19 protein-coding genes and 2 pseudogenes are annotated in these 25,220 nt (G+C 51.0%); 8 read left to right on the forward strand and 13 right to left on the reverse strand.

Features of this window, described 5'->3' with window-relative positions:
* Positions 1-68 precede the first annotated feature (68 nt).
* The 3 genes from ACO0LO_RS23250 to ACO0LO_RS23260 all read right to left on the reverse strand — a co-directional run bounded on the left by ACO0LO_RS23250 (position 69) and on the right by ACO0LO_RS23260 (position 3,560).
* Complete coding sequence (locus ACO0LO_RS23250; RefSeq protein WP_422967880.1) at positions 69-2,072, reverse strand: tetratricopeptide repeat protein; 2,004 nt, start codon at positions 2,070-2,072, stop codon at positions 69-71.
* Positions 2,073-2,153: 81 nt separating this feature from the next.
* On the reverse strand, positions 2,154-2,684 hold the full coding sequence (locus ACO0LO_RS23255) for a hypothetical protein (RefSeq protein WP_422967882.1): 531 nt from the start codon (positions 2,682-2,684) through the stop codon (positions 2,154-2,156).
* A 27-nt stretch (positions 2,685-2,711) separates the two neighbouring features.
* Entirely contained in the window at positions 2,712-3,560 is an 849-nt protein-coding gene (locus ACO0LO_RS23260; RefSeq protein ID WP_422967884.1) for an FAD/NAD(P)-binding protein, read from the reverse strand.
* A gap of 607 nt (positions 3,561-4,167) precedes the next feature.
* On the opposite strand from ACO0LO_RS23260, the gene ACO0LO_RS23265 reads away from it, so the two are divergent.
* The 4 genes from ACO0LO_RS23265 to ACO0LO_RS23280 all read left to right on the forward strand — a co-directional run bounded on the left by ACO0LO_RS23265 (position 4,168) and on the right by ACO0LO_RS23280 (position 9,677).
* The gene (locus ACO0LO_RS23265) at positions 4,168-6,030 is read left to right on the forward strand and encodes a type I secretion system permease/ATPase (protein ID WP_422967885.1); all 1,863 of its coding nucleotides are present in this window, start codon (positions 4,168-4,170) and stop codon (positions 6,028-6,030) included.
* 2 nt (positions 6,031-6,032) lie between these two features.
* Positions 6,033-7,388: an HlyD family type I secretion periplasmic adaptor subunit gene (locus ACO0LO_RS23270; RefSeq protein WP_422967886.1), complete on the forward strand. Its 1,356-nt coding sequence runs from the start codon at positions 6,033-6,035 to the stop codon at positions 7,386-7,388.
* 2 nt (positions 7,389-7,390) lie between these two features.
* Entirely contained in the window at positions 7,391-8,752 is a 1,362-nt protein-coding gene (locus tag ACO0LO_RS23275; RefSeq protein WP_422967887.1) for a TolC family outer membrane protein, read from the forward strand.
* Between the two features lie 412 nt (positions 8,753-9,164).
* Positions 9,165-9,677 (forward strand): hypothetical protein, encoded by a 513-nt coding sequence (locus tag ACO0LO_RS23280; protein WP_422967889.1) that lies wholly within the window; start codon positions 9,165-9,167, stop codon positions 9,675-9,677.
* 175 nt (positions 9,678-9,852) lie between these two features.
* Here ACO0LO_RS23280 and ACO0LO_RS23285 read toward each other — a convergent pair.
* The 10 genes and pseudogenes from ACO0LO_RS23285 to gatC all read right to left on the reverse strand — a co-directional run.
* Positions 9,853-10,588, reverse strand: a pseudogene (locus ACO0LO_RS23285) (hypothetical protein); the annotation flags it as partial.
* A 52-nt stretch (positions 10,589-10,640) separates the two neighbouring features.
* Positions 10,641-10,958, reverse strand: a pseudogene (locus tag ACO0LO_RS23290) (helix-turn-helix domain-containing protein); the annotation flags it as partial.
* A 117-nt stretch (positions 10,959-11,075) separates the two neighbouring features.
* A protein-coding gene (locus tag ACO0LO_RS23295; protein ID WP_422968218.1) for an IS3 family transposase occupies positions 11,076-12,592 on the reverse strand; the annotation gives its coding sequence in 2 pieces (ribosomal slippage) (positions 11,076-12,499 and positions 12,499-12,592; 1,518 coding nt in all).
* 548 nt (positions 12,593-13,140) lie between these two features.
* Positions 13,141-14,499, reverse strand: a complete 1,359-nt coding sequence (locus ACO0LO_RS23300) for a tetratricopeptide repeat protein (RefSeq protein WP_422967891.1) — start codon at positions 14,497-14,499, stop codon at positions 13,141-13,143.
* A gap of 185 nt (positions 14,500-14,684) precedes the next feature.
* On the reverse strand, positions 14,685-15,104 hold the full coding sequence (locus ACO0LO_RS23305) for a hypothetical protein (RefSeq protein WP_422967893.1): 420 nt from the start codon (positions 15,102-15,104) through the stop codon (positions 14,685-14,687).
* A 43-nt stretch (positions 15,105-15,147) separates the two neighbouring features.
* Positions 15,148-15,765 (reverse strand): IS3 family transposase, encoded by a 618-nt coding sequence (locus tag ACO0LO_RS23310; RefSeq protein WP_422967895.1) that lies wholly within the window; start codon positions 15,763-15,765, stop codon positions 15,148-15,150.
* A gap of 536 nt (positions 15,766-16,301) precedes the next feature.
* A complete protein-coding gene (gatB, locus tag ACO0LO_RS23315) occupies positions 16,302-17,762 on the reverse strand; it encodes an Asp-tRNA(Asn)/Glu-tRNA(Gln) amidotransferase subunit GatB (protein WP_422967897.1) in 1,461 nt (486 codons plus the stop codon).
* A gap of 58 nt (positions 17,763-17,820) precedes the next feature.
* Complete coding sequence (locus ACO0LO_RS23320) at positions 17,821-18,309, reverse strand: hypothetical protein (protein WP_422967899.1); 489 nt, start codon at positions 18,307-18,309, stop codon at positions 17,821-17,823.
* Positions 18,306-19,760 (reverse strand): Asp-tRNA(Asn)/Glu-tRNA(Gln) amidotransferase subunit GatA, encoded by a 1,455-nt coding sequence (gatA, locus tag ACO0LO_RS23325; RefSeq protein ID WP_422967901.1) that lies wholly within the window; start codon positions 19,758-19,760, stop codon positions 18,306-18,308. Before gatA ends, ACO0LO_RS23320 begins: the two co-directional genes overlap by 4 nt.
* A gap of 75 nt (positions 19,761-19,835) precedes the next feature.
* Entirely contained in the window at positions 19,836-20,138 is a 303-nt protein-coding gene (gene gatC / locus ACO0LO_RS23330; protein ID WP_422967903.1) for an Asp-tRNA(Asn)/Glu-tRNA(Gln) amidotransferase subunit GatC, read from the reverse strand.
* 390 nt (positions 20,139-20,528) lie between these two features.
* Between gatC and ACO0LO_RS23335 the strand changes: the two genes are divergently transcribed.
* The 4 genes from ACO0LO_RS23335 to mrdA all read left to right on the forward strand — a co-directional run bounded on the left by ACO0LO_RS23335 (position 20,529) and on the right by mrdA (position 25,218).
* On the forward strand, positions 20,529-21,572 hold the full coding sequence (locus tag ACO0LO_RS23335) for a rod shape-determining protein (protein WP_188567775.1): 1,044 nt from the start codon (positions 20,529-20,531) through the stop codon (positions 21,570-21,572).
* A gap of 72 nt (positions 21,573-21,644) precedes the next feature.
* Positions 21,645-22,661 carry a rod shape-determining protein MreC gene (mreC, locus tag ACO0LO_RS23340; RefSeq protein WP_422967905.1) on the forward strand — a complete coding sequence of 339 codons (1,017 nt, stop codon included), beginning with the start codon at positions 21,645-21,647 and terminating at the stop codon, positions 22,659-22,661.
* Positions 22,658-23,176 (forward strand): rod shape-determining protein MreD, encoded by a 519-nt coding sequence (gene mreD / locus ACO0LO_RS23345; RefSeq protein WP_422967907.1) that lies wholly within the window; start codon positions 22,658-22,660, stop codon positions 23,174-23,176. The genes mreC and mreD overlap by 4 nt, the downstream gene beginning before the upstream one ends.
* 53 nt (positions 23,177-23,229) lie before the next feature.
* A complete protein-coding gene (gene mrdA, locus ACO0LO_RS23350) occupies positions 23,230-25,218 on the forward strand; it encodes a penicillin-binding protein 2 (RefSeq protein WP_422967909.1) in 1,989 nt (662 codons plus the stop codon).
* The last annotated feature ends 2 nt before the right edge of the window (positions 25,219-25,220 follow it).

Genomic DNA, 25,220 nt, shown 5'->3' on the forward strand with positions numbered 1-25,220 from the left:
AGCTTGTTTAGATTAAATTGCAATGCATTTCTTAATTGCTGCAAAATGAGCAGATAACTAATAGTGGCTTATGCCTGCTGGCTAGGCTGGTCACACCAACGTACCCACATACCCCGCAGGGCAACTTCAAGCTTGAAGGCAAGGCGCGTCGAGTTAAACAACGTTGAAGTCAGGAGCTGTTGTCGCAAATTGCCTCGCAAATTTGCTAGTTGTTGTAGATTGCTAGCATGAGAAATTGCGCGAGCTATATAGTCATCCGGCGTTATTGCGATCCAATCAGGTAAGTTGGCATTTATTAAAAGGCTTACTCCTTGGCGTTCTAGAAAGCTCTCTCCAGCCAAAGTTAATACGGGCACTCCCATCCATAAGGCCTCGATCGTAGTGGTTCCACCCGGAAAAGGGAGGGTATCTAACATGATATCGACGCGATGATAGGCCGCAAAATAGGCTTTGCGAGGTACTGCCCCTTCTAAGAGTAGCCTGTCTGCGGTGATGCCATAGCTGGCGAATAGCCCTACCGTTTTCTGTCGCATGCCAAGATCGTCAAGTTGTCTTGACTTGAGGAGTAGCCGGCTATAGGGAATTGCGGCCAGCAATCCCGCCCACAGTGCAATGGTCATATCATTCACTTTGCTTAGGTTGCTGAAACAACCAAAAGTAATGTGATTATTTACCAAAGCAGGCAGCGCAGATACTGGTACTTCTTCATTTGGTACAGAAAAACATAAACGTGTTTCCGGCAAATGCCACACTTTTTCGGTGAAATGATGCTCCTCGTCATTCGGAAGGCTCCAGCGATCTGCGAGTATATAGTCTATTTCTTGAACTCCAGTTGTTGCGAAATAGCCGAGCCAGGTAACTTGAATCGGGGCCGGCTTCCAGGCAAACATGGGTAAACGATTCCGTGCAGTATGGCCAGAAAGATCGATTAGTATGTCAATTCGGTCATGATGAATTTGTCTCGCCAAGCGCGCATCCGATATTCCTTCAACTAGCCTCCAGTCATGGCAATATCCCTGAATTCGCCTGGAAATATCGTCATCCAAATAGTGGTTTGAATAGGCAATGTACTCTACGGTACCCGATCCGTCTTGCTTGTGTGAGGCCAGGATACTTTCTATGAAAAAGCCAACTGGATGGCTTCGGAGGTCTCCCGATACTAGCCCTATTCGCAATTTTCGGTGAGGGTTGGGAGAGTTAGGCCATTGATCAAAGGGGTGAGCATAAAACCTTACTAATTCGCCGAAATTCCTGGCCTCACTTAGCTGTATTTCAGCAAGTGCTTTTGGCAAATAGTTGCTGGTAAAAAGAAAGTTACTCCTCGCGACAAAAAAATCAGGCTGTATATCTAGAGCCCGGCGGTAACTCTCTAGCGCCAATTCCAGTTGCCCCTTGTCCCGAAGAAGTTCGCCTAAATTGTTATGCGCGCCTGCGAAATTGGGATCAATTTGAAGGGCCTTACGAAAATCCGCTTCTGCATTGTCGAACTGTCGTAGTTCTCGGAAGACCGTACCCAACTGGGTGTGGACTAAGGCGCTGTCAGGCTTGAGCGCTAATGCACGCTGGTACGCTATGACGGACTCAGGTAATTTCTGCAGACTGTGTAAAGTGAGCCCTTGGTTAAAATACGAATCTCCATTTTCTGGGTCCAGTGCAATCGCCGCTTTAAAGCTTGCAAGTGCCTTATCAAATTCTCTTTGTTCATGGAAAATCGTTCCAAGATTACTATGAGCTTGAGCGTAGTCTGGCTTCAGGTCCAGCGCCCGGATAAAACTTGCTTTTGCTTCCGCAAGGCGGCCTTTCATTTTCAAAGCCACGCCAAAATTGCAATGTAACTCAGCGTGGTCAGGATTAATTTGCAAACTCTGGCTCATTAATTCGTATGCAAATTCTACATTGCCGCTTTGTAAAGCAAGTGCGCCGTACAAATGCAAAGCAGCGGAGTTAGTCCCATCAACATCCAGGATGTGTTTATAAATATTCTCTGCGGCTGAAAAATCTCCCGTCTGATGATGAGCTAAGGCAATTTGTATTGCTTCGTTGACTGAGGTAACTTTGCCGTTGATTTCCATACTTCCCTTCCCTGATCACGGAGGCTTTCAATATTGACTCAACATCTAATTTCGAATATCGACATTTTTTTGCTCGCCTTCTTAGGTTTTTGTAGCGGAGCCGAGCCCTAGATTTAAGATGTGAATTGCAAGTTGACGTGCAAAAACGCGTAGCTCAGGAACGGCAGTTGCCTCCCAGTATTTAGCTCTTAACAAAGGTCCAATATAGAAAATATTGTTTGAGGGATTGCCGAAACGATCCATTACTGCCAGTTGATCACTTACTTGCAGGCCTAGACCCAGCGGGTCTGGAAGAATGATATTTTTCTGTAACAGGTTCTTTATCAATTCGTCGTCGATTTGAGTCAGGTTACTAGATGGGCCGGTGCAATTAATAACCTGGCCAATCCTGAGCTGTACATTCTCGCTACTATGCCTGAATCGAATGATAGCTTTAATATTCTCGGTATCTATTTGCATAAAATCGATAATTCTTCCGGCGATGATTTCCACCTTCCCTTCTTCAAAGGCTCGCTGAAAATTTTTATGGGGCTCTGGCGCGAGGCGATGACGATAAACCTCCCAGTAGGGACGTAGGTGCCTTAAAAACCGTAACTTATCTTTAACTTGCAAATATTTCCATATTTTCTGAGAGTGCGGTCATATTGAATTGATAATCTCGCGCCAATCCGCGCCGCCAGAAGATGCGATATGAATTTGCCGCCGCGTTGCGCGAAGCTGAGCTCGTAAAGTTTTCAACCCATCTAGTATCGGTTTGGTAAATTGGTCCGTTTTATATGTCGGAAGAGAAACACGATGAGATTGAGGAAGTAATCCATGTCTTGATACTAGGTAAATCTTTTCGTTTCCAGGCTTGTGCAGCAAGCTTGTACATATATCAATTGCTGTTAATCCACTGCCGATAAGTAAGGTGGGCACGGTTCTGTCGAATATCGTTGTTGTCTTCAATTGCCAAGGATCGTTTGCATACTTTTCGTTCAAATAGAATGTACGGTCAAAAATTTGTATATTTTGCGGGGGATAATTTCCGGTCGCTAAAACAATACTGTTTCCCGTCAATTTTTTTCCGTCTTTAAACGTCACTGATGGCGGTGTTGTCCCATTCCCTGCACTTAAGCTAATGACTTCACCGAAGACGCGCGTGATAACAACTTGCCCATCAAGAGACCGTTCATTGTCTGATAATAGTTGCTCCAAATAATCACCGTAGATTGCTCGGCTGACAAAGCTGCTAGGGACTATTTTTTTATTGTATTTTTTGCAGTATTCAATAAAATGATTTGGATCCTCTTCTAAAGCGCTCATATTTCCAGCGGGCACATTTAAAAAATAGTTCTTACTGTCTGACTTGTAAGCGACTCCGCGTCCCATGTCGCAGTTTCGATCTACTAACGTGACATTGATGGATTGCCCTGACGAATTTCTAATAAGTTGCACTGCCGTCAGTGTTCCGCTAAATCCGGCGCCTATGATGATGATATTCTGCATTGGAATCTTGATTCAATCTTGTAATGTCGGATGATAGCGGAATTTATCGCTTTAGCTTGACGTAGGTGATTTACCCTACGAGTTCCCGAATCGTCTGCGCAGCATAGCAATTGCTATTAGCGTAACTATCGAGCATCGGTGGCAATTTCGCTTGCTGTAACCACGCATTGACCCCTGGCGAAGTTTGACAGTATGCAAATGCAAAGGCAGCGCTTTTCCTGGTGGGGCTTGAATAATTGTTGATCAAATCGAATGCGGTATCGAAACCTGACGCACATCTTTGTGCCTTCTAGTTCTAAGCATCTCTGCTAGACTTCGGGTAAAAGAGGGAGGTCCACCGGACCATGAGATATAGTTTTCTTATTAATCGAATCTTTAATTATGACGTTTATCAACGTATGGCAAGTTTTAGATTTTCGAAAAATCTTTGCAGTGAGTCTTCCTTGTGGTAATCTCTGAAAATTGTGATGCATGTCACATTTTTTGGAATTCTGCCCGCTGATAATATCGCACTATTAAATTCTTTATTTCTCATACTCAAATTAGCTTAGGCGATACGAGTGTCGTCAATGATTTTATTGCACTGATAGTGCATCGAGCTCCCCAAATGATACCCAAAATCAAGTTGCCGCAAAATGAAATTGCGCAAGCGCTTTATTCATTTAAGAACGCGTTCAGGACAGTAGGCATGTTCAGTGCAGTGATCAATTTGCTGATGCTGACGCCATCTTTATATATGCTGCAGGTTTACGATCGGGTGCTGCCCAGTCGAAATGAACTGACCTTGCTAATGTTAACGCTGATAATGCTTGGTGCCTATGTTTTTGTAAGTGCATTAGAGTTTGTACGCAGTTTTGTATTAATACGGCTAGGCGCTCAATTGGATGTGAAGCTGAATAAGCGAATTTATACCGCTGCTTTTGAGCGAAACCTTAAAAAGGGCGGAGGCAACGCAGCACAATCATTGTCGGACTTTACCGCAATCCGGCAATTTCTGACCGGAAATGCATTGTTCGCGTTTTTTGATGCGCCTTGGTTTCCTATTTATATCATCGTCATTTTCATGTTCGAGCCCTCACTTGGTATTTTTGCTCTGGTTGGTGTAGCTTTACTTGTTATTCTTGCATATGCTAATGAGGTTGTTTCAAAGAAGCCTTTGCTTGAAGCTAATACGATGGCGATAGTCTCAGGAAATCTCGCAAACAATAATTTGCGCAATGCCGAAGTTATAGAGGCTATGGGCATGCTGCCTCATCTGATGTCACGTTGGTACAAATTGCATGGACGTTTTTTACAATTACAAAGCGAAGCTAGCGAAAAGGCTGGGATCGTTAATGCCATCACAAAATTTGTGCGTATCTCCATACAATCGCTTATTTTGGGATATGGAGCTTTGCTGGCAGTGGAAGGAAAAATTTCTCCGGGAATGATGATTGCCGGCTCAATTTTAATCGGTAAGGCAACAGGACCAATCGAGCAACTTATTGGTGTGTGGAAGCAATGGAGCGGCGCCAAAGCTTCATATCAGCGTCTGAATGAGTTGTTGCAAGAAAACCCAGTTCGTGATGCAGGAATGTCACTCCCTAAACCACTAGGCGCGATAGCGGTAGAAACTGTTACCGCCGCACCTCCAGGTTCAAAAACTGCGATCATCAAAGGTCTGAGCTTCGGCATAAATCCTGGAGACGTGCTGGGCATTGTGGGGCCGAGTGGCTCCGGTAAGTCGACTTTAGCTCGCCTGCTCGTTGGAATCTGGCCTTCGGCGGTTGGTAAAGTGCGTTTGGACGGCTCCGATATTTATGCATGGAATAAAGATGAGCTTGGCCCTCATATTGGCTATCTGCCACAGGATATTGAATTGTTCGGTGGAACCGTATCTGAAAATATCGCTCGTTTCGGTTTAATAGACTCGGAAAAGGTAATTCTCGCAGCTCGCCGAGCCGGTGTTCATGAAATGATATTACATCTTCCGGATGGTTATGACACTAGGCTTGGAGATGGAGGCGCCGGCTTATCGGGAGGTCAGAAGCAACGTTTGGGGCTGGCGCGAGCGATGTATGGTGACCCATCGTTGTTGGTGTTGGATGAGCCAAATTCAAATCTTGATGATGTTGGCGAGCACGCCCTGCTAGTGGCAATCCAGGATCTACGTCAGCGAGGAAAAACTATCATATTGATTACGCATCGCACAAGCATCATTAGTGTGACTAGTAAGCTATTGGTAATTCGAGACGGTATGGGCCAATTTTTTGGTCCGAGGGATGAGGTGTTGAAGGCGCTTACGAACGCCAATCAACAACAAGCCCAGCTACAGCAGGCGGCTCAGCAACAAGCAGCTCAGCAACAAGCAGCTCAACACTCGCATGCAACTGCGTCCATGTCCGAAAGCGCCACAGCACCTGAATATACGCAGGAGCGCGTAGAGGATGCGTCCAGGAATGTTAAAGCGACTGTGATAGAACCGGAGTAACGATGAAAAAATTATTTGGCAATCAAGCGGAGGTCCAAGATGTGGCGTCTCACGACGTCACTGTATTGGAATTGGACACGGATGCGAGTGCTCATTCACGTTTGGGCTGGATCATCATTATTTTGGGCGTGGGTGGATTTTTATTATGGGCCATGTTCGCACCTCTTGATAAGGGTGTACCTGTAAATGGAACTGTGGAGGTGGCCACGAACAGGAAGGCAGTACAAAATCTTGCGGGAGGTACTATTGAAGAGATTCTCGTTAAAGAAGGCGATGTCGTTAAAGCTGATCAGGTACTGGTGAAGATGAACAATGTCGCAGCTAAGTCTGCTGCCGAAATAGCAAATGTCCAACTTGATACGGCACGCGCCACTGAAGCCCGGTTATTGGCTGAGCGTGATGGAGTTCACAGCGTTAATTTTCCTGCTAAGTTGGAAAATAATAAGAATGATCCACGCATCGCTAACAATATTTCTCTTCAACGCCAATTATTCACTGCGCGTCAAAGTTCATTGCAAAGTGAGTTGGGCGCGATTGATGAGAATATTCTCGGGCTTAAAAGCCAGTTGCATGGGTTAGAGGAGTCGATGAGCGGGAAGAAGCAGCAACTGGGGTTTTTGAAGGAGCAATTGGATGGCATGCGCGATCTGGCAAGGGACGGGTATGTAGCGCGTAACCGATTATTGGAATTGGAGCGTACATATGCTCAGCTAAGTTCTGGCATATCTGAAGATCTAGGAAATATAGGGAGGGGGCACAGTCAAATTGCGGAACTGATTTTGCATAAGGCACAAAGGCAGCAGGACTATCAAAAAGAAGTGCGAGGACAACTTTCTGATGTACAGAAAGAGGCGGAAGCGCTGAGTAACCGGATGGCCGCACTAAATTATGATTTAAATAACGTCCTTGTGAAGGCGCCCGTAGACGGCACAGTGGTTGCGTTGAGTGTATTTGGTAAGGGAACTGTTATTAGCCCTGGTTTTAAAATGATGGAGGTGGTACCGAGTGAGGATGCGTTAATTGTGGAAGGCGAAGTGCCTGTAAATTTGATTGACAAGATCCATGTTGGTCTAAAGGCAGAATTGATATTTTCTGCTTTCAATCAAAATCAGACCCCGCATATTCCAGGAGAGATCACTCAGGTATCTGCAGATAGATTGGTCAACGAGCGTACTGGGCAGCCATATTATAAGTTGCGAGCCAAGGTCGCCCCCGAAGGTATGAAAATGATCGCGAATCTTCAAATACGTCCTGGTATGCCAGCAGAGATTTTTGTAAAGACAGGTGAGCGAACGATGATGAGTTACTTGCTGAAGCCCATATTTGATCGTGCAAAAACATCAATGACGGAGGAGTGATAATGCCCAGAAGAACAGCACGCCAGGGCTTTATCTTTGTAGCCGGAATTGTTATATCTTTACAAGTAGGGCAGGCTTCAGCAATGGGGCTATTGCAAGCATATGAGGCTGCCTTGCAGAATGATGCCACTTACCGGTCTGCGATTTTTGATAATCAAGCCGGGCAGGAAAATAAAATTCTCGGAAGATCCAATTTGCTTCCAAATGCTCAGTTGAACTATTCGACCGCTAAAAATAAGGCGGATTTGACCCAACCGGAAAATTTTGCGGGGGTGGTGATTCCTTACACCACGCATCCTGACTATACAAGTACGTCTAGTAGTGTGACAGTTCGCCAAGTTTTGTTTAGTCTTGATGCGTACGCAAAATATAAACAAGGTATCGCCCAGACCAATTTTAGCGATGCACAATTCACGGCACGGCGGCAAGATTTGATAATTCGGCTGGTGACTGCTTATGCCGAGGCTCAGTACGCGAACGATCAAGTTGCGTTAATTTCTGCGCAGCGAAACGCGTTTGCTGAGCAAAGGCATATTAATGATCGTATGTTTGAAAGGGGTGAAGGTACTAAAACGGACATGTTAGAGACTCAGGCGAAGTTGGATTTATCTGAGTCACAACTTATTGAAGCACAGGATAACTTGCTTACCGCGCGAAATACCCTCGCATCGATGTTGGGTCAGAGCGTTGAACAACTAGATGGCTTAACAGATAACTTTCGCCTGTTGCCCTCGACGGTTTCAACTTTTGATGAATGGGTCGCTCTCGCTATTGAGAATAACGCTGAGATACTTGCCGGCAAATATAATATAGAAGTAGCTGAGCAGGAAGTTAAGAAAAATTGGGCTGGGCATACTCCTCGATTGGATTTGCAGGCTAGCTACAGCAGGGCCAAATCGGACAGTCTTACCACGTTAGATCAAGATCAAACAACCAAGAGTATTGGATTGCAGTTAGTTATTCCCTTATATTCCGGTGGCTCAGTAAGCGCATTGACACGGCAAGCCGTTGCAAACCGCGAAAAAGCGAAATCTGACCTTGATTTCACGACTAAGAAAATTTTGTTGGAACTCCGTAAGCAATACAGCGCTGTTATGAGTAGTTCAGCTAAGATTGACGCCCTAGTGAAGTCTGTTAGTTCAGCGACTTTACTGGTCGAGGCCACGAATCAAAGCGTGAAAGGCGGCGTAAGGATCAATCTGGATGTGCTGAATGCGCAGCAACAATTAGTTACTTCAAAGCGTGATTTGGTTCAGACGAGATACAACTATCTTCTTGCATATTTACGTTTGCGCAACGCTGCTGGAACTTTGAACGGTGCCGACTTGGTTGATATTTCGCACTATTTCGCCAGTACTCCTTAATTTCGTAAGGATGACCCTGACAGATCGATTTTTCTACGTTCAATCTATTTTTGAGTTTAACGAATACTGATTCTCTTTTAAACTCCCTGGATTGAATATCAATTCTATTTAACCCGGTAGAGGAGGGGCCATGGCATTACTAGAAAATGCTTGATGTATATGTCCTCCAGTTTCTCATTGGGCCTTAAATAGTTGGACGTCTCAAGGATCATAGTCCATAGTCCTGCTGTTTATACGCTAAAGTTTATAGGGCTAGTATAGGTAGAGCAGCAAACTGCTAGTGCCATCAATAAATACTTTTTTGTTTGGTTGCGGCTGAAATTAGATGCAGACGAGAATCGCAACCGACGGCGGAGTCGGATTAAAAGCTACCGCTTTTAATTCATGGTATCTATACACAGAGACGAGGCGTATGATTGAATGGCCAGTGCGGGAAATGATCGCTGGCGGTACTAGGTGGTTCAATCAATGCATTAAGGCTATTTATATGCTCACTCGCTTCGCATTTAGTATTTTCAGTGACGACGTTCGCCACGAAGTAGGTAACAAATCGTCCATTATGGGAATCTACGGGCCGAATATTATTTTTTCCAAATTCCCCGCAATCTTGGACAAACTTTGCATCACTACCACAGTTCACTGTGACGTTGGCAGTCCAGTGCTAAGTCTAAAAATCGAAGTTGGTTTCCAATACAGTACCTTACAAGAGTTTGTCGCACCAAGAGATTTTTTAGACAGAACACATAATCTCTTCGCTATAAGCCGAGCACAAACTGGAAAAGGAACTCAGTGCTATTACAACATTCAGTCGTTTATCGCTCCATTTAACATCGTTGGACCGGGGCAACTGACCGTTAAGGCAGTATTGGATGACTTGGAGTATGAAGCGGGTCAAATTAATATTCTGCTAGAGACGAAAGGATGAGCAATTCATGTTCTTTTGTTCGCTTACGGTATTGCGCTACGCGATAAGCAAAGCCGAATCGCGCAGCCGGTGGTTGCAGGGGGATCGTCCGGAGAGGCCATAACCGCGTAACTGTGGCACTGGCGAATAAGAATGCGTAAGTGATGCAGGCATCGTTGAGAAGTTTGAATTTTAGCTAATTGCGGGCCAAGAGTACCGCTTTCTTTTCGAGCTTATCCTTCAGCCTTGGGCTTTGTTGCACGATCTTCGCGCCGGAATTGCTTGATTCCATACTCAGCGCTTCCCCCATCTCCTTCGGTTGAAAGAAACGCCTTAGCAATCGAAGAAACATCCTCCTCGCTCTCCTCAAAAGCTGCATTCCCCAATCCCGCCCGACAAACCGCATCCAGCGCCGCTGGTCATAGCCTCCCGCTTTGCGCTGCTCATCCGTCTGCCTGGCCTCCGCAATCGCCCCCTCCAGCGTCATCCCTTCCCGAATCGTCAGATCCACGTAATAGATCGCCGTCCGATAACTCATCATCGTGCTCTTGCCCCTAAGTCGCAGCTCCAGCGGCAGGCAGGCCAGCAAATTCCCCGACACCGCCTGGTAATAACTGAGTCGTGCCGCTAGTGTGCGAATGCTGTTGAATCCGGTGGTCCTGAATATGAACGTGCCAAGTTCATCGTCGTCACCGATCTGGAGGTTCAAACGTCCAAAGGGCCTGCAGCCCGACTTCGCCAGCTCGCAGCCATCCGGCGACGGGCAGGGTAAGGTCTGCATCCCCATTTCGATCCGGCGCCGGCAGGTCTCGCCATTCCCCACGCAGTCCGGACGACCAGTCTGACAATCAATCAAACAAACTGTACTGCGCGCGCAGGTTCAGGTCCGGCTGATTGAACAGCAGCCGGACCGGGATGGCCCGCAGCTTGCCGTCCGCTGACTGTGCGTTTGCTAGCTGAATTGACCCGGTCAGTTTGACCCGCCCGCCATACCCTCGCGAACGCCGCAACCCGGTCGTAAGACCCCTCAAAGCCCAATCCCTTTAGATCCTCATGACGCTGCTTCAAAGTGCGCCGCTGCTTGCGTGATTTGGCCGCCTCGGTCTTCAGCAACGCCGATAGCTGGAAAGCATACTTGTCGATTGCGCTGGTTGTGCGCCTGTCCGGGTAAGACGACTCTATGGTTTCCGAGCGCAGGTAACGCCGGACGGTGTTTCTTGAGATGCCAAGGCGTCTGGCGATTTCTCTTAGTGGGACCTGGTCGCGAATGTGCCAGCGTCGAATAATGCCTAGTAGTGCCACGTCGATCACTCCAATTCCCCACTCAATGTCATGAGTAGGATTGTGTCTTAAGCGTGGGTCAGTTTCGTGTGCAAATTATGCGGCAAAGTGGGGGTGCGGCGTAAAACTTGGACTGATTTATGCCGTAAATCCGAGGCTTTCTCGGTATTCGAGGGGACTGAGTGAGCCAAGGGATATCTTAATGCGCTTTTCGTTATACCAGCGAATGTAAGAATCAACTACCTGAATGAATTGCTCAACGGTTGTAGTTTGCCAGTCCCGAGGGTAGAACAACTCCGTCTTCAGCCGTCCGAAGAAGCCCTCACAGGCGGCATTGTCGGGTGAGCATCCTTTGCGCGACATTGAACGAATCAGCTTTGCGTTGTGTATCCTTGAGAGCCACCCAGGCCAGCGATAGTGGGCTCCACGATCAGAGTGAACGACAGGCCTGTCTCCGCCGTTGGCGACCGTCTCAATGGCTGCATCCAACATCGTGTTCACCAGATCGGCATCTGGACGTGTGCCGATAGACCAGCTGATAACCAAGCCATCAAAGCAATCAATCATGGGCGATAGATACACTTTCCCAGCCGGGATCTGGAACTCCGTGATGTCGGTAAGCCATTTCTCATTTGGGGTAGCAGCCTGGAAGTCCCGGTTGATGAGATTCTCTGGCGCTGGGCTGATTTCGCCCAGATAGGATCCATACCGACGCCTTCTGTTAGCGGTGACGACCAAACGTTCCTGCTTCATCAAACGTTGTACGACTTTCTCCGAGATAAACACCTGGCGCCTGCCAAGTGCCGCACGCATCCGCCGATAACCGTAGCAACGATGATTGCACTCGAAGACTTCGGTGATGGCAAGACGCACATCAGCATACTTGTCAGCGCCACGGAGTTGGACCCGATGATAAAAGTAGGAGCTGCGGGCGAGATCAAGTTCGACCAAGAGTTCTGACAGCGAATAGGTTTGCTTCAGGGCGTCAACCAGCAGCGTCTTCTCCCGGTTGCTCAGGATCTGCAGATCGACGCCCAGGCCTTTTTTTAACAGTTCATTGGCCTTCTTCAATAGGTCGTGTTCAAGCTGTAATCGCCGGATGTCCCGTTGAAGCGAATCGACTTGCCGCTGCAGCTCCGTCTGTTCAGGAACTGGCTTTGAATCGTTCTGGCGTTTCATGGATGGGGATGCCTCACGACCGAGTAATTGATTCTTCCAGTTATACAACGTCGGCCTGCACACTGCCAGTTTTTGAGCAATTGCTTGTGCACTTGTCTTCCTGGTACACAGATCAATGACTGCCGCATTCTTGAACTCAGGGCAGTGCTGTACGTTTGCAGCTCTGCCGATAACGCGATGGCGAACTTCGGGGTGCAGTTCATCAATCCACATAGTGAGCGTTGCACGGCCGGGGTATCCCAGTGTCTTCATAGTTGAAGCAATACAGCGATCGTGCTCTAGGTAATGTTGAACCGCCGCCTGTTTTTGTTTGTCAGAATATCTCTGCCTTGAGCGCATATAGCCCACCTGCAAATCGCGACTTTGTTGGTATTCTCGATACAGCTCTTGAGTGCATTCTTTGTTGGATAGCCCAACTGCCGAATGGTCGGGCGAATGCGCTTCCCGAGCTTGATATAAAGCTTGACTGCTCGAATGCGGTCTTCGTATTAGTACATGAACTACCTCCAAGTAGTCCAAGTTATTGTCCGCACCCCCCTTACTCCACCATTGTCGAAGTTGGACAACCTGGTCAAAGAACTGATCGGGGAGTACGAGGCTGGACGGCTTAAGTTGACGGTTGCCGATGTAAGGAAATACTGCCGATGCGCCCAGGACAAAGCCAGGGAACTGAAATGGATGGTTGAGGCAAAGTTTCTGATCCTGGATCAGCATCGTGAGTTGCTCGAAATTAGGCAGACTTCATGGAAATGAAATTGGCCATAAAAATTAAACGCCCTCTGTTTATGACGATTTTTTTACGGCAGACGTTGACTGCTGCTATTCTGACAAACAAGAACAGGAAACCGTCCTTGATATCGAAACCGGGCATTGCAATTTACAACGGCGGATCGATTTATGAGGGAAATGAACAAGGGGGCAGACGTTGTCGACTTGGGCACGATTCACGTCCGCGCAAGCGCAGGTAACGCACACAGCAGTGCGGAACGCGGGGAAGGTAAGGAGGAATTGGAGCCATTACGATTCAGTATAGATGTTTTGTAAATGCTTCGGTGTAGGCTTCGGTGCGCAGGTGGACATAGTCAATATGCCAAAAATCGTTTGACAAGCCATTTCCAGAATCGGTCATCGCATAAGTATCTAGAAAATTCATCCCGCGAAGCAGAGCATATTCTTTCAACCGCAAATTGAATATTTTTACTGTGGAAAAAAACTCTTCAGCATCGCTCCCTGCGGGAAGCAACCACGAGGAGGTAAGCGCAGGCACGCCACATATGACGAATTGAAAATATTTTTTCTGGCAGACGCGCTCCACATAAGCCAGATAATTTTCGATGGTGCTACAGATTACTTGATCTAATGTTTTGGATCGATTTTTGCTCCAAGCTGAAAAGACTCCATTTTTCAGCAAGCAGTCAATCTGACCAATTGCCAGCACTAACTTTGATCCGCTAGGCACACGGCTAATTGCAATGTCGAAAGTCTTCTTGAAATGATTTTGTTCGGCGTTTCCCAAGTCCCACTGCTTGATATTTTCAATCCAAATGGCTGAGCAAACATGCTCTTGCCCTCTAATTGACACGCCGTTTCCATGCAAAGAAAGGCTATGGCTATCGCCAATTACATATAGCGTTCTTTTTGTCGCGACGCGGGGGGAACTTTCTTCGGTATTTTCACCGTCGCCCAGCAATTTTTCCAAGAATAGTAGATAGCCTAAGGAGTGGGCATATTGCGGATGTGTCATCTGCTTAAGTGGCGCGGCTTTCGACAGCATCTTCATGGCCGAAATACGGTCGTTATTCAAATAATGCGAAAGTGCAGAGCCCAAGGCACACTCGGAAACCAACCCAATGTCAGAATTTATGGAGGGCTCGCTTTGAAACGCGGCAATAGCTCGCGCCGATTCAAGAAGTGCCTGATATGATTTCCCTAAGGCCTTGAGGTATTCGACGGAACCTGGGTGAATACGCAGCGCCTTTTCGATTCGATCAATGGCTCTTTCGATTTCACCCCTCTCAAAATCGATTAACCCAGCATTTAAATGCGCTGCTGCCAGATTCTCATTAATGGCTATTGCTTGCTGAAAGCAACTCATCGCGTCATCAGTTTTTCGCAGACCCTGTAGAGCTAAGCCCAAATTATTGAGGGCGTTAGCATTTTTTGCCTCGATTTGTAGGCTCTGACTTATCAAGTCTTGAGCGACTTGAAAATGCCCAACGTAAAGGGCTAGGTTGCCATATGCTTGCAAAGCAAAAGCGTGATTGGGGTCAGCATGCAATATTGCTTTATATAAGTCTTCCGCCTCCTTTAGTCGCCCCGCCTGATGGTGCTCGATTGCACTTTGTAGTGCATAGTTTGTCACAAGAATTTCGGAATTCGACATGCTTAAAATCTCTCTATTGCTGTAAATAGAAGGGTGAATTGGGAATGGGGCGCTGCTACTCTACGCCATGGTCAGGAATGCCAATAGCATAACGGATATCATGCGTATAATTTTACACGGTCTCCAATTTGTAAGGCTTTACACCGTAGCGCCGTTTGGGATGTCTAGACGTATGTTTTAATTTTTCAAGCAGCTCCATCTCGACTTACACCTGTTAGTTCGCGCTGGCCAATGACCCGGCGTTGGACTGAGACGTTTGGGCTGGACCAATCAGGTCTCGAGATGCAGGCCGCTTGCCTAGCGAGTTGTGCCTCGAATTTATTGGATGATTGTGAGCCTAGCGCCGAGTACATCCAAATCTGTTCGATGAAATACGGCGATCCGTTAGCAACATCACGGAACGTCTTAAAGCCGGCCAGATAAACTACTTTCAAGGTCTTCATAAAGCTCTCCGCTTGCGTGTTATTGTAAGGATTCTCCGGCGCACTTATCGAACCGATCAAACCAAACTGCGCCAACGCATCACGATACAGCGTGCTGGCGTATTGGCATCCTCTATCCATGATGGATGCAAGTGCCTGCTGCGTATCGGTCTGCTGCGACAAGGCATAGCCAATGACTTTATGGCTACAGGCTTCGAGATAACGGTTAGATAAACAAACCCGGCTGCGTGTGGATATACGTAATATCGGCCACCCAAACGCGGTCTGGCTCCGTCGGGATATTGTTTAGATAAAGGTTCGGATACGCACGCAAATCGGCCTCGAAACCTTTTGCTGGTTTGAAACGGCGCGTTCGGTGAGCATCCAAATCATGAGCTTCCATAATTTTGGCGACGCGCTTGCGGTTGACTACATAGCCTCGCTTGAGTTCCAGCGTGACTCGACAATAGCCATCGTGGAATTCACCGTCGAGGTCGTCGATCAGGCCGACCGAAACCACCAGGTCATCAATTTGCCGTTCGGCCGCGCTAGGCCGGTAATAATAGGTGCTTCGAGGAGGGGCGATCACTTGGCATCCCCGCCGAACGGAGCAGGCTTCGGGCCACGGACAATCGATGAGGTCTCGTTGTCGCTCACAAGTCGCAGCCGGGCGTTTTTTACGAAGGTCCAGTTCTATGGTTAGTTGCCCGACCTTACGCTCCAGCGTAACAATATGGGCTTCGTATTCGTCCGCAGTCGCAGCGGCGGCTTCTTCTAGATCACGCTCGCCGCGATAAAATTGTGCCAGCCATATCTGCATGAGATTGGCCGATAAGTCGCGCATCTTCAACGCCCTCCCGGCGTCCAACTTTGCCACTACGAATATCGCCGCGGACCTGATTTAAATTGCAGGCTATGTCGCCAGTGGGATCCTCTTACTGATGTGGTGTCGCTCATCTTATGAAGGCGCGACAAGCGTATCACTTCTTCTCGCTACCCTGGTCCAGCCCAGGGGATTCAGTCCAAAAGTGAATCAGTTTTCAATGTAAATCAACAGTTGTCCTTATTAGCGAATTAGTACTAATCGGAAGGTAACGATTTTAAATAACTAAGCAGAGACTTCTCTTGAAGTTAAAAATCAGCTGATTCTGTTTTTTGCTTTCTGGCCTAGCTCAGTTAATTATAAAAGCGGACAGAACGCTGGTTTGCTCCGCTGCAATGAGCGAAGGGGACCATTCTACGAAATCAGGAGCGCGAGCCCAAATTAATCAATTAAAATGAGTGACAAGCAAATTTTTATTGTCTTAAGTTGCCACGAACTTAACCGATATCATTCATTAATTTTTCGATAGATGACTCTTCTGCTTTGGCACAATGTAACTACCCCGCCAACTTCCTCTTCAACAACTCATTCACCTGCGCAGGATTTCCCTTACCCCTGGTCGCCTTCATCGCCTGCCCTACCAGCGAATTGAAGGCTTTTTCCTTGCCGGCGCGATATTCGTCGACTGACTGCTGGTTGGCGGCCATTACTTCATCGATGATTTTTTCCAGCGCGCCTACGTCGGAAATCTGCTTAAGACCTTTGGCTTCGATGACCTGGTCCGCCAGTGCGGCATCGGTGGAGGGGGCCTGCCACATGGCGGCGAAGACTTCCTTGGCGATCTTGTTGGAGATGGTGCCGTCGGCGATGCGTTGCAGCAGCAGCGCCAGCTGCGCGGCGGTGACTGGGATGGCGGCGATGTCGATGCCTTCGCGGTTCAGCGTAGAGGAGACGTCGCCCATCAGCCAGTTGGCGGCTTGCTTGGCTTGCGCGGCGCCTGCGGCGATTGTGACGGCCTCAAAGTAGCCCGCCATGGCCTTGGACTGGGTCATGATCATCGCATCGTATTCGGAGATGCCATACTGGCTGATGAAGCGTTCGCGCATGGCGGCCGGAAGTTCTGGCATGGTGGCGCGTACTTGCTCTATCCACTCCTGGCTGATGGCCAGCGGCGGCAGGTCGGGGTCGGGGAAGTAGCGGTAATCCTGCGAATCTTCCTTGCTGCGCATCGAGCGCGTTTCCTTGCGGTCCGGGTCGTACAGGCGGGTTTCCTGTATGACCTTGCCGCCGTCTTCGATCAGTTCGATTTGGCGGCGCACTTCGATGTTGATTGCTTCTTCCAGGAAGCGGAAGGAATTCAGGTTCTTGATCTCGCAGCGGGTGCCGAATTCTTTCTGGCCGAACGGTCGCACGGAAACGTTGGCGTCGCAGCGGAAGGAGCCTTCTTGCATGTTGCCGTCGCAGATACCCAGCCATACCACCAGCGAGTGCAAGGCCTTGGCATAGGCTACCGCTTCAGCGGCGCTGCGCATCACTGGTTCTGTCACGATTTCCAGCAGCGGCGTGCCGGCGCGGTTCAGGTCGATGCCTGTCATGCCCTGGTAGTCTTCATGCAGGGATTTGCCGGCATCTTCTTCCAGATGGGCGCGCGTCAGCTCTATGCGTTTCACTTCGGATTTGCCGTCTTTTTCCACCACGCAGGAGACGAAGCCGCCTTGCACCACCGGGATTTCAAACTGGCTGATCTGGTAGCCTTTAGGCAGGTCGGGGTAGAAATAATTCTTGCGCGCGAAGATGGATTCCGGCGTGATCGTGGCGCCTACGGCCAGGCCGAACTGGATGGCTTTTTCTACCGCACCTTTATTCATCACCGGCAGCACGCCGGGCAGCGCCAGGTCCACCGGGCTGGCCTGGGTGTTCGGCTCTGCGCCGAACTGCGTGGATGAACCGCTAAAAATTTTTGATTTGGTGGAGAGCTGCGCGTGCGTCTCGAAACCGATAACTACTTCCCATTGCATAATACGTTTCCTTCTTGTCTGTTGGCCGCGCAATCCATCGATCTGCGCGTGCGTGCTCTTATTCGTCGTAGTGGCAGGCGCCGGTCTTGGCATTCACCGTCAGCGCTGTGAAATTGTTGCGCGATCCGCACATCACCGCGCACGTGGGCTTGATGTGGACTTCGTCGCCGTCGCGTTCCAGCCGGATGCTGCAATTATTGCCGCGCTCGGTGTCATAGCCGCGCGCGGCGCGTGCTGCCAGTGCGTCCTTCAGTGTCACCCGCCATCCTTTTTCTGTCACTTCCGCCTGCACGCCGTCGCTTTCATCAATGCTGCAATCAAAGCCATGCGTGGTACGGAACAGCGAAGATTCCCATTGGAAGGTTTTGATCTTGTCCTTGTCCAGGCTGAACCGGCCCTGGTCCGCGTAATTGACGCGCTCGCCGTCGCCGTCTTCCTTGCGGATGTCGCTGCAGATGAAATGCGTGTCGAGCGTCTGCGCCAGCACCGGCGCGGCCGTGGCCGCCAGGAAGCAGGCCAGCATCAGGTGGGAAGTGATTTTTTTCATACGGGCGATTTCAGGTGCCAGCCGGTCGCCTGCTGGAACTGGTGGGCGGCATTCAGCAATTTGGCTTCCTCATAATAGTTGCCTATCAATTGCAGGCCGACCGGGCGTTTCGCATTTTTTTCACCCTGGCCGAAACCGCAGGGGATGGACATGCCCGGCAAGCCCGCCAGGCTGGTGGACAAGGTGAAAATATCCGCGAGGTAGTTGGCCACCGGATCATCCGATTTGTCGCCCAGGTCCCATGCCACGGTCGGCGCCACCGGCCCCATGATCACGTCGCATTGCTGGAAGGCTGCCTGGAAATCCTGCGCGATCAGGCGGCGTATCTTTTGCGCCTGCAAGTAGTAGGCGTCATAGTAGCCGTGCGACAGTACGTAAGCGCCGACCAGGATGCGGCGTTTAACTTCATCGCCGAAGCCTTCCGCGCGCGACTTGCTGTACATGTCGTTCAGGTCTTTGTAGTTGGCCGCGCGGTGGCCGTAACGCACGCCGTCAAAGCGGCTCAGGTTGGACGATGCCTCGGCTGGGGCGATGACGTAATACACGGGGATGGACAGCTCGGTCTTTGGCAAGGAGATGTCGACCAGGATTGCGCCCAGCTTTTCGTATTCGGCCAGCGCGGCGCGTACGGCCTGTTCCACATCCTTGGCCAGGCCTTCGCTGAAGAATTCGCGCGGCACGCCTATGCGCAGACCCTTGATGTCTTTGTTCAGGTCTTGCGTGAAATCTTCCTTGGGGCGCTCCAGGCTGGTGGAGTCTTTCGGGTCGAAGCTGGTCATTGCATTGAGCAGCATCGCGCAGTCTTCCGCGGTCTTGGCGATAGGGCCGCCCTGATCCAGCGATGATGCAAACGCGATCATGCCGTAGCGCGACACACTGCCATAGGTTGGTTTGATACCCGTCACGCCGCAGAACGATGCCGGTTGGCGAATGGAGCCGCCGGTATCGGTCGCGGTCGCCGCCGGCGCAAGGCCTGCGGCGATGGCGGCTGCGGAGCCGCCAGAAGATCCGCCGGGAACGGCGTTCAGGTCCCAGGGATTTTTAACAGGGCCGAAATAGGAATTCTCGTTGCTGGAACCCATCGCAAATTCATCGCAGTTCAGCTTGCCCAGCGTCACCATGCCGGCATTGTTGAAATGCTCGACTACGGTCGCATCAAAAGGGCTGGTGTAATTCTCCAGCATCCGCGAGCCGGCGGTAGAGCGCCAGTCGCGTGTGACGAAAATATCCTTGTGCGCAATGGGGATGCCTGTCAGAGGCGTCGCAGTGCCGTCTGCCAGGCGCAGGTCGGCTGCGGCTGCCTGTTTCAGCGTCAGCGCTGCATCCACGTGCGTAAATGCGTTCAGGCCGCTGGCCTGGATGCGGTCGAGGAAATGCTGGGCCAGCTCAGTGGCGGAAATCTGTTTGCTGTGCAGCAGGACGGACAATTCTTTTAAGGTCTTGGTGTGCATACCGGGGTATATCCTTGCGATCTGCGTCTTGGCTGACGCTGTTTCTGCCGGGTCGGCGCGTGGCGCCGCGGCGGTTTATTCTATGACTTGCGGCACCAGGTACAGGCCGTCCTGTGTGGCGGGCGCCGGTTTTTGGTAGTCTTCGCGGTGATTGCTTTCCGTGACCACATCTTCGCGCAGGCGCAGCGACAGGTGCTCCCTGATGGCGGCGATAGGGTGGCTCAGCGGTGAGATGCCGGTCGTGTCCACGGCCTTCATTTGCTCTACCAGTGAAAAAATACCATTGAGCTTGTCCAGCGTGGAGCTTGCTTCAGCTTCGGAAAGTTCGAGTCTGGCCAGATTGGCGATTCGTTTCACTTCGGAAAGGTCAAGTGACATGATGAGATCTTTTTGTAAGTAAATGCTAAAAAGCGGGTAATGCAGGCAAAATTGCTGAAAAATCGCGGATCGATCCTGCATTTTAGGTGTTTTGATCAGCTAAATTTATATAGATTATAAGGTAGAATGTCGGGTTAATGCCCTTAAAGGGGTGAATAAGCTACTGCGCGCCATGATCTTGGGCCTGCGATGCTCGTCGTACTTGAGTACGACTGCGCTTCTTGACCCAAGCTCAAGACGCTCGCTACGCTTCTTCACTCCCTTTCATGCGCTGATCAATTCAAGTTCTTCATTGAGAGATGGCGGGTGTTTGGGGCGATTGCAAGACCCTATTTCTAAAAATTCAATGCCTGCAGCATTGCTGCAGGTGAGTACATCACAGGACAATACATGTTTGGTTTTTTACGTAGCTATTTTTCGAACGACCTGGCGATTGATCTGGGCACCGCCAACACACTGATTTATGTACGCGGCTTGGGCATCGTTCTGGACGAGCCTTCGGTAGTGGCGATACGGCAGGAAGGCGGACCTAATGGTAAAAAGACAATTCAGGCGGTAGGCAAGGAAGCCAAGCAGATGCTGGGCAAGGTCCCTGGCAATATCGAGGCGATACGCCCGATGAAAGACGGCGTGATCGCCGACTTCACCGTTACCGAGCAGATGCTGAAGCAGTTCATCCGCATGGTGCATGACACCAAGTTCTTCAAGCCCTCCCCGCGCATTATCATCTGCGTACCTTGCGGTTCTACCCAGGTAGAACGCCGCGCGATCCGCGAATCCGCCCTGGGCGCAGGCGCTTCCCAGGTCTACCTGATTGAAGAGCCGATGGCAGCCGCAATCGGCGCCGGCCTGCCGGTTTCGGAAGCAACCGGTTCCATGGTGGTCGATATCGGCGGCGGTACGACCGAAGTCGGCATTATCTCGCTGGGCGGCATGGTGTACAAGGGCTCGGTCCGCGTCGGCGGAGACAAGTTCGACGAAGCCATCGTCAACTACATCCGCCGCAACTACGGCATGCTGATCGGCGAACAGACCGCGGAAGCGATCAAGAAAGCCATCGGTTCTGCTTTCCCGGGTTCCGAAGTCAAGGAAATGGAAGTCAAGGGCCGTAACCTCTCCGAAGGCATCCCACGTTCTTTCACCATCTCCAGCAATGAAATCCTGGAAGCGCTGACCGATCCGCTGAACAACATCGTCTCCGCTGTGAAGAACGCGCTGGAACAGACGCCGCCGGAACTGGGCGCCGACATTGCCGAAAAAGGCATGATGCTGACTGGCGGCGGCGCCTTGCTGCGCGATCTGGACCGCCTGCTGATGGAAGAAACCGGCCTGCCCGTCATCGTTGCAGAAGACCCGCTGACCTGCGTTGTGCGCGGCTCCGGCATGGCGTTGGAGCGCATGGACAAACTGGGTTCCATCTTCTCCTACGAATAACAGTAATCCATCGTCCATGTCCAACGCTCCCCGAAATAATGGCACGGCGCTGGACCGATAGCAGGTACATCAATGGAATACAGTCCACCACCACTTTTCAAGCAAGGCGCTTCCGCCCGGGCTAAAGTGGTGTTCTTCGCTATATTGGCAATTTTCTTGCTGGTGGTCGACGCGCGTCTCAAATCCCTGAAGCTGGTCCGGCAAGTGCTGGGCACCGTGCTGTATCCGGTACAGATGGTTGCGGTGATGCCGCGGGACGCGGTGCTCAATATGTCCGACTACTTCACGTCGACCAATACGCTGGAAAAAGAAAATATCCGTCTCAAGCGCCAGCAGACGTCCAATGCCGACAAGCTGCAGCAGAATTCGCAGCTGGCCGCGGAAAATCTCCATTTGCGCAAACTGCTGGATGCGCGTGAGCGCCTGACAGTCAAATCCATCATGAGTGAAATCCTCTACGATGCGCGCGACCAGTCTTCGCACAAGATCATCCTGGACCGCGGCTCACAGCATGGCGTGGAATTGGGTCAGCCGGTTATCGACGACCTGGGCGTGGTCGGCCAAGTGACGCGCATTTTTCCGATGACTTCCGAAGTCACGCTGCTGACAGACAAGAATCAGGCCATTCCCGTACAGATCGCGCGCAATGGTTTGCGCAGCGTCGTCAATGGCCGCGGGCAATCGACCTACCTGGACATGCGCATGACAGCCAATGCCGACGTCAAGGCCGGCGATGAGCTGGTCACGTCGGGGCTGGACGGCATCTATCCGCCTGGCCTGGCCGTTGGCAAGGTGGTGCAGGTAGAGAACAAGGCCGTAGAAACCTTTGAGGTCATCCTGTGCACGCCCGCTGCCGGCATAGACCGCAACAAGCAGCTGCTGATCCTGCTGGTATCGTCCAACGACCTGCCGCGCCCCGATCCGGAAGAAGTGCGCAACAAGAAAGAAAAACTGAATCGCAAGGTCACCCGCGATTCAGTGAAGGAGCCGGGCAAGGAAGGCGATGCAACCAAAGAACCCACTAAGGAACTCGCCAGGGAAGCCGTGCAAGAGGATGTGAAAGACAAGGCCAAGGAGGCACAGAAATGAACAGCCCGCACTACATCCTGCTGCCGGTCAGCTCCTTCTTCATCGCCGTCAGCCTGGCGCTGGCCTTTTTTCTCAATTTCCTGCCCTGGGGCAGGGCCGTCGGAGTGCCTGACTTCGTGGCGCTGGTGCTGGTGTTCTGGAGCATCCATCAGCCGCGCAAGGTTGGCATAGGCGTGGCCTTCATGATGGGCCTATTGATGGATGTGCACGATGCAACGCATCTGGGCGAAAACGCGCTGACCTACACGCTGCTGTCCTATTTCGCCATCACCATCCATCGCCGCGTGCTGTGGTTCAAGCCGTTGACGCAATCCTTGTACGTGCTGCCGCTGTTCCTGTTTGCGCAGGCCGTGCAGATCGCCGTGCGGCTGATCGTTGCGCAAGATTCCATCTTTCCCGGCTGGCTGTATTTTGTCGAAAGCCTGGTGACCACCGCGCTGTGGCCGATTGCAAGCTGGCTGCTGCTGGCGCCGCAGCGGCGTGCAGTGGACAGGGACGACACGCGTCCTATCTGATCTGATTCAAGCGGATGGCATTGCCATCGGCAGGCATATTAATCTTCAAAGGTATGACAGAACTCAAGAACACGGAACGCGAACTGCATTTATTCAGGATGCGCCTGTTATTCATAGGCGTCTTCGTGTTCATCTGTTTTTGCCTGCTGGTATCCCGCTTTGTCTGGCTGCAGATCGTCAAGCACGATCAGTATGCGCTGCAGGCGGATGAGAACCGCATTTCCATCGTGCCCGTCGTACCCAATCGCGGCCTCATCATGGACCGCAATGGTGTTGTACTGGCGCAGAACTATTCCGCCTATACGCTGGAAATCACGCCGTCCAAGATCACCACCGACCTGGATGTGCTGATCGACGACCTGTCCCAGCTGGTGGATATCCAGCCCAAGCACCGCAAGCGTTTCCGCAAGCTGATGGAAGATTCCAAGAGCTTTGAGAGCCTGCCCATTCGCACCCGGCTGACGGATGAGGAAGTGGCCCGGTTCACTGCACAGCGTTTCCGCTTTCCCGGCGTGGATATCCAGGCGCGCCTGTTCCGCCAGTATCCGCTGGGCGATGTTGCTTCGCATGTCATTGGCTACATCGGCCGCATCAGCCAGAAAGACGCCGACATTATCGACGACCTGGAAGACGCCTCCAACTACAACGGCACCGACTACATCGGCAAGGAAGGCCTGGAAAAAAGCTATGAGAAGCTCTTGCATGGCAATACAGGTTTTGAGGAGGTGGAAGTCTCGGCTGGCGGCAAGGCGCTGCGCACGCTGTCCCGCAGCGCGCCCACTTCCGGCAGCAACCTGATCCTGTCGGTCGATATAGAACTGCAAAAAGTCGTGGAAGAAGCTTTCGGCGACAGGCGCGGCGCGCTGGTCGCCATCGAACCCGAAACCGGCGACGTGCTGGCCTTTGTATCCAAGCCTACCTATGACCCCAACCTGTTCGTCGAAGGCATAGACCAGCAGAGCTGGAACGAGCTTAATACTTCGGAAGAAAAGCCGCTGGTGAACCGGCCGCTGACGGGCTCCTATCCGCCGGGCTCCACCTACAAGCCTTTCATGGCACTGGCTGCGCTGGAACTGGGCAAGCGTACGCCATCCCAGGCAATTTCAGATGCCGGCTTCTTCATGTTCGGCGGCCACCGCTTCAACGATGACAAGCCGGGCGGGCACGGGCTGATCGACATGTACCGTTCCATCGTCATGTCCTGCGACACCTATTACTACATGCTGGCCAATGATCTCGGCGTGGACGCGATCCATGATTTCATGAAGCCCTTCGGCTTCGGCCAGAAGACCGGTATCGACCTGGAACACGAGAAGCAGGGCGTGCTGCCGTCCACCTCATGGAAGAGGGCGGCATATAAAAAGCCCGCGCAGCAGCGATGGTATGCCGGCGAAACAATCTCGCTGGGAATAGGCCAGGGCTACAACACGTTTACGCCGCTGCAGATGGCGCACGCGATTGCCACGCTGGCCAATAATGGCGTGGTCATGAAGCCGCATCTGGTCAAGATCGTGGAAGATCCCAAGACCAAAAAACGCACGCTGACAGTGCCGTCGGAGAGTTTCCGTATTCCGCTGAAGCAGGAAAATATCGACATCATCAAACACGCGATGATAGGCGTTACGCAGGAAACCTTCGGCACCGGCTACCGCGCCTTTGCCGGCGCCGAGTACGTTGCTGCGGGCAAGACCGGCACCGCACAAGTCGTCAGCATCAAGAAGAACGAAAAATACGACTCCAAGCGCATGGCAAAGAATTTGCATGATCACTCGCTGTTCACCGCCTTTGCACCGGCCGACCATCCCAGGATAGCGCTGGCCATCATCGTGGAAAACGGCGGCTTCGGCGCGGAGGCCGCGGCGCCTATCGTGCGCAAGGCGCTCGATTATTATCTGCTGGGCAAGCGTCCGCAGGACAAGGACAAGACGCCGGCGCAAAAAGTGGATATCTCGCAGACCAGGCCGGAGGCAGAAGTGAAGGCGGATGCAGAATCCGAAGGCGGGCCCAAGCCCGGCGGTGAAACCACTGGAAACAAGGACTAAGC

Source organism: Undibacterium sp. TJN25 (genome assembly GCF_049339885.1).
Taxonomy (GTDB): domain Bacteria; phylum Pseudomonadota; class Gammaproteobacteria; order Burkholderiales; family Burkholderiaceae_D; genus Undibacterium.

What these genes read in the sequence shown, in the direction of transcription:
- ACO0LO_RS23250 (WP_422967880.1), bottom strand. Translation starts at nt 2,072, where the DNA reads ATGGAAATCAACGGCAAAGTTACCTCAGTCAACGAAGCAATACAAATT.
- ACO0LO_RS23260 (WP_422967884.1), bottom strand. Translation starts at nt 3,560, where the DNA reads ATGCAGAATATCATCATCATAGGCGCCGGATTTAGCGGAACACTGACG.
- ACO0LO_RS23265 (WP_422967885.1), top strand. Translation starts at nt 4,168, where the DNA reads ATGATACCCAAAATCAAGTTGCCGCAAAATGAAATTGCGCAAGCGCTT.
- ACO0LO_RS23270 (WP_422967886.1), top strand. Translation starts at nt 6,033, where the DNA reads ATGAAAAAATTATTTGGCAATCAAGCGGAGGTCCAAGATGTGGCGTCT.
- ACO0LO_RS23275 (WP_422967887.1), top strand. Translation starts at nt 7,391, where the DNA reads ATGCCCAGAAGAACAGCACGCCAGGGCTTTATCTTTGTAGCCGGAATT.
- ACO0LO_RS23280 (WP_422967889.1), top strand. Translation starts at nt 9,165, where the DNA reads ATGATTGAATGGCCAGTGCGGGAAATGATCGCTGGCGGTACTAGGTGG.
- ACO0LO_RS23300 (WP_422967891.1), bottom strand. Translation starts at nt 14,499, where the DNA reads ATGTCGAATTCCGAAATTCTTGTGACAAACTATGCACTACAAAGTGCA.
- ACO0LO_RS23310 (WP_422967895.1), bottom strand. Translation starts at nt 15,765, where the DNA reads ATGCGCGACTTATCGGCCAATCTCATGCAGATATGGCTGGCACAATTT.
- gatB (WP_422967897.1), bottom strand. Translation starts at nt 17,762, where the DNA reads ATGCAATGGGAAGTAGTTATCGGTTTCGAGACGCACGCGCAGCTCTCC.
- ACO0LO_RS23320 (WP_422967899.1), bottom strand. Translation starts at nt 18,309, where the DNA reads ATGAAAAAAATCACTTCCCACCTGATGCTGGCCTGCTTCCTGGCGGCC.
- gatA (WP_422967901.1), bottom strand. Translation starts at nt 19,760, where the DNA reads ATGCACACCAAGACCTTAAAAGAATTGTCCGTCCTGCTGCACAGCAAA.
- gatC (WP_422967903.1), bottom strand. Translation starts at nt 20,138, where the DNA reads ATGTCACTTGACCTTTCCGAAGTGAAACGAATCGCCAATCTGGCCAGA.
- ACO0LO_RS23335 (WP_188567775.1), top strand. Translation starts at nt 20,529, where the DNA reads ATGTTTGGTTTTTTACGTAGCTATTTTTCGAACGACCTGGCGATTGAT.
- mreC (WP_422967905.1), top strand. Translation starts at nt 21,645, where the DNA reads ATGGAATACAGTCCACCACCACTTTTCAAGCAAGGCGCTTCCGCCCGG.
- mreD (WP_422967907.1), top strand. Translation starts at nt 22,658, where the DNA reads ATGAACAGCCCGCACTACATCCTGCTGCCGGTCAGCTCCTTCTTCATC.
- mrdA (WP_422967909.1), top strand. Translation starts at nt 23,230, where the DNA reads ATGACAGAACTCAAGAACACGGAACGCGAACTGCATTTATTCAGGATG.